The organism is Streptomyces ureilyticus (assembly GCF_011045025.1).
GTDB classification, from domain to species: domain Bacteria; phylum Actinomycetota; class Actinomycetes; order Streptomycetales; family Streptomycetaceae; genus Streptomyces; species Streptomyces ureilyticus.
On the sequence record NZ_JAAKZX010000388.1, the window covers coordinates 1 to 3,975 of the forward strand.

Below are 3,975 nucleotides of genomic sequence, written 5' to 3' on the forward strand. Positions count from 1 at the left end.
GCACGTAAGAGCTGAGAACTCTCGGTGGGGCGGGCCGCGGCTCGCCCCACCGTTTCGTGCGGTGGGGCGGGCTCACACCACCGTTTCGTGCGGTGGGGCGGGCTCACACCACCAACAGCACAGCAACGAAAGAGCCGTATGCCCCGCTTCAAGGCGCGTGCCTGGGTGATCGTTCTCGCCGCCGTCTTCGCGCTGCTCCAGCTCGCCAACATCACCGGGCGAGACACTCCCGACACCAGGAACTACCTCTCGTACGCCCTGAGTCTGCGCGGTGACAGCAAGCGCGAGGCGGCCGCCGCCACCATCGACTACGTCTGCGCGAGCCGGCACGCCGAGGCGCGCCGCGAACGGAGCGTCGACGTGGTGCGGTTCCGCTCCCCCGGCCCCGTCGGGCGGATCCCCGAGGAGTGCCGGCGCGAGCTGTGGCGGGAGGTGGACCGGCGGCTGCGGAACGGGGAGACGACCGCGCACACCGTGCCGTTCAACTCCGAGCGCTTCATGCGGATCTTCGAGACGCGGCCCGGATATCCCGCGCTGCTGATGCCCTTCGTCACGGTGTTCGGCGTGACCTGGGGCATCTGGCTGACGAGCGTGTTCGTGGCCGCGGCCGGGGGCGTCCTCGTCTTCCTGGTCCTGCGCGCCCTGCGCGCCCCGACCGCCGTGGCCCTCACGGGGCATGCCCTGTACTACGCCCTGCCGGTCGGCACGACCGCCATGCGCCCCATGACCGAGGGGCTCCAACTGGCCCTGACCCTGGCGGCCTTGTTGGGCTGCGCATGGGCATTGGGCGGCCGGAAACGCGCGGGCGCCGCCGTCATCGGCGGCTCGCTGCTACTGCTCTTCCCGGTCAAGCACTCGCAGGCACTGTTCCTCGGGCTGTGCCTGGTGGCGGCGTGCGCGGTGATAGCCGTACGGAGAAGGCGACTTGATCCTGGTCTGCGAGTGATCGCCGTGGTGACGGGCTGTGCGGCCTTGGGGACCGTGGCGGCCGCCGGGCTGCTGAACTACCCCTCCACGTACGAAAGTCTCCAGGACCTGCTCGCCCATCACTTCACGCGGCCCGACCGCGCCGACCCCTGGCCAGAGTTCTGGCAACTGGAGTTCAACTTCTGGGCGGAGTGGCTGCGTCGGCAGTTCTGGCAGCCGCTGTTCATCGTGGCGCTGGCCGCCGGGGCGTGGGGTGCGCTGCGGCAACGTCCGGCCTTTGCGGCGTTCCTGATCGCGGCGGCCTTCAGTGGCGTCATCAACCAGGCGGGGCACCCGGACATCACCATCGGCGACCGGCTGATCGTGGTGGCGTGGGTGCTGCCGGTGATCGGACTGCCGCTGCTGCTGGAGCGGGCCGCTTCGACGATCCCTGCGCTTGAAATGCCGGGTGCCCGGCCCGCGTTGGGTGCGGACCGGGCAACGAACAGGGTTTGACCAGGGGGCTGGGGCTGGTCGATTACTCGACGACGAGCTCGACCGGGATGTTGCCGCGGGTGGCGTTGGAGTACGGGCAGACCTGGTGGGCCTGCTCGACCAGCTTGCGGCCGGTCTCGGCGTCCACGGAGTCGGGCAGCTCCACGCGCAGGGTGACCGCGAGGCCGAAGCCCTCACCCTCCTTGCCGATGCCGACCTCGGCGGTCACCGCGGCCTCGCTGACGTCGACCTTCGCGTTCCGGCCGACCAGACCGAGGGCGCTGGCGAAGCAGGCGGAGTAGCCCGCGGCGAACAGCTGCTCCGGGTTCGTGCCCTGACCGCTGCCGCCCATCTCCTTCGGGATGCCCAGCTCGAGGTCGAGGCGGCCGTCGTTGGTGAAGGCGCGGCCTTCACGGCCGTGGGTGGCGGTGGCGACAGCGGTGTAGAGCGCGTCCATGGGAAACGTCCCTCTCGTCATACGGATCAGAAGCAGAAGCAGAATCTAGGTCGTGGTGGCGGGCAGGACCTCTGGGGTGCTCGCCTCACGACCACAAGTAGAGCACACAATTAAGTTGTGCGCAATCTAGTGGCGTAATCGAGTTATCCTGAAGGCATGACCACTCCGACCTCGACGCAGACCGAGACCCAGACCCCGGATGACTTCCTCCGTCTCGACCAGCAGATCTGCTTCTCCCTGAACGCCGCCTCGCGCGCCTTCGGCAGCGTGTACCGGGTCGCCCTGAAGGACCTGGGGCTCACCTACCCCCAGTACCTGGTCATGCTCCTGCTGTGGGAGCACGGCGAACTGCCCGTGAAGAAGCTGGGCGAACACCTGCGGCTCGACTCCGGAACGCTGTCGCCGCTGCTCAAGCGCCTGGAGGCGACCGGCCTCGTACGGCGTGAGCGCAGCGCCCGCGACGAGCGGTCGGTGGTCGTCGGGCTCACGGACGAGGGCGGTGCGCTGCGCGAGCGGGCGCTCGCCGTACCGCGCCGGATCGCCGCCGCGACGAGCTTCGACCTGGACGAGATCCGCGACCTGCGGGCCCGGCTCGACAAGCTCACGGCGGCGCTGGACTCGGCGGAGCTGGAGACCGACTGACCACTGAGGACGCCGCTTCTGAGGGAGCTTGCGTGCTCACTGCCGCCACCCCTCCCCACGGGACAACAAACACCTCATAACGGAGAATGAGTCACAAATACTCTGTTTCTTCCCGTTCGTTTCGTTCCCGTGGAAGCCAGGCACACCATGCACGCCTCGCACCCCTCGCGCCCCTACCCGTCGCAGGTCTGCGTTGTCGTCATCGGCTACGACGACGCCGCTCACGTGACGGACGCGGTGCGCTCCGCCCTCGCGCAGGGCCCGGCCGTCCGCGAGGTGATTGCCGTCGACGACTGCTCGGCGGACGGCAGCCCGGACCTCCTCGACCGGCTCGCGCGCGGCGAACCGCGCCTGAAGGTCGTACGCCGCAAGATCAACAGCGGCGGCTGCGGCAGCCCCCGCAACGACGGGATCGACGCCGCGACGGCCCCGTACGTGATGTTCCTGGACAGCGACGACGTACTGCCGCCGGGGGCAGTGGATGCGCTGCTCTCCGCCGCCGTCGGACGCGGCACCGAGGTCGCCGCCGGCCTGTGCATCCGCCGCGAGCTGCCGTCCGGACGTGAGGTCACCTGGCGCCCCGAGCTGTACGCGCGCCCCGTCCTCGTCCCCCACCCCTCGCTCCGCACCCGCCTGGTCCACGACACGCTCTGCGTCAACAAGCTGTACCGCACCGGCTTCCTGCGCGAGCACGGCATCCGCTTCCCGGAAGGCCGCTTCCCGTACGAGGACTTCGTGTTCACCGCGCGCGTACTCGCCGCCGGGCCGCGTCTCGCGCTGGTCCCCGACCCGGTGTACGTCTGGCAGGTGCGCCGGTCCGCCGAGCGGCTGTCGATCTCGCTGGACCGGGCGGACATGGGCAACTGGCGGGACAGGCTCAGGGCTCACGACATGGCGTACGACACCCTCCTCGGCGCCGGTGAGAAGCGGCTCGCACGGGCGGCGCGCGTCGCGTTCCTGGAGCACAGCCTGCGGATGTACGCGCGCGAGCTCGGTCTGCGCGGCTCCGGGTACCGGCGCGAGTGGTGGGCGCTCACGCGCGCGTACCTCACGGCGTTCGACGCGGGTGACTTCGCGTCCGCCCCCGCGCCCGGGCGGGTCATCGCGCAGGTCGTCATGGCCTCCGAGGAGCCGCGCGACCTGGACCGCATCAGGGAGCTCGCGTCGCGTCCGGCCCGGCTGACGCCGCCGTATCCGCGGGCTTCGGACGGCACCCCGCTCTGGTCCGCCGATCTGCCCCAAGTAGCCCTGGAACACCTGCTGTTCCGGCCTGTACGGCACCTCCCTGTGGCCGTTGACGCGGAACTGCGGCCACGCGCGCGTGCCACCCGGCTTCGGCTGCGTCTGCACGAGCTGTACGGGCGGATGGCGGAGGCGATGGCGCGGGCGCTGAAGCTCCGCCCGCGAGCACGCATCGTCGCCCAGGCCCTGGTGGGCTCGGACCCGCACTTCCACCTGGACGGCCCGATCGACGC

4 protein-coding genes are annotated in these 3,975 nt (G+C 70.4%); 3 read left to right on the top strand and 1 reads right to left on the bottom strand.

Features of this window, described 5'->3' with window-relative positions:
* The first annotated feature begins 138 nt into the window (after positions 1–138).
* Positions 139–1,422: a hypothetical protein gene (locus G6048_RS47175; RefSeq protein WP_165345765.1), complete on the top strand. Its 1,284-nt coding sequence runs from the start codon at positions 139–141 to the stop codon at positions 1,420–1,422.
* 22 nt (positions 1,423–1,444) lie between these two features.
* Here the strand turns inward: G6048_RS47175 and G6048_RS47180 are convergent, their stop codons facing one another.
* Positions 1,445–1,858 (bottom strand): organic hydroperoxide resistance protein, encoded by a 414-nt coding sequence (locus G6048_RS47180; protein ID WP_165345766.1) that lies wholly within the window; start codon positions 1,856–1,858, stop codon positions 1,445–1,447.
* Positions 1,859–2,014: 156 nt separating this feature from the next.
* Between G6048_RS47180 and G6048_RS47185 the strand changes: the two genes are divergently transcribed.
* Both G6048_RS47185 and G6048_RS47190 read left to right on the top strand, forming a co-directional pair.
* Complete coding sequence (locus G6048_RS47185; RefSeq protein WP_165345767.1) at positions 2,015–2,500, top strand: MarR family winged helix-turn-helix transcriptional regulator; 486 nt, start codon at positions 2,015–2,017, stop codon at positions 2,498–2,500.
* A 147-nt stretch (positions 2,501–2,647) separates the two neighbouring features.
* The coding region (locus tag G6048_RS47190; protein ID WP_165345768.1) for a glycosyltransferase family 2 protein at positions 2,648–3,975 on the top strand (1,328 nt) is incomplete at its 3' end.

Coding starts and splice junctions, on each gene's coding strand:
- G6048_RS47180 (WP_165345766.1), bottom strand. CDS start 1,858: ATGGACGCGCTCTACACCGCTGTCGCCACCGCCACCCACGGCCGTGAA.
- G6048_RS47175 (WP_165345765.1), top strand. CDS start 139: ATGCCCCGCTTCAAGGCGCGTGCCTGGGTGATCGTTCTCGCCGCCGTC.
- G6048_RS47185 (WP_165345767.1), top strand. CDS start 2,015: ATGACCACTCCGACCTCGACGCAGACCGAGACCCAGACCCCGGATGAC.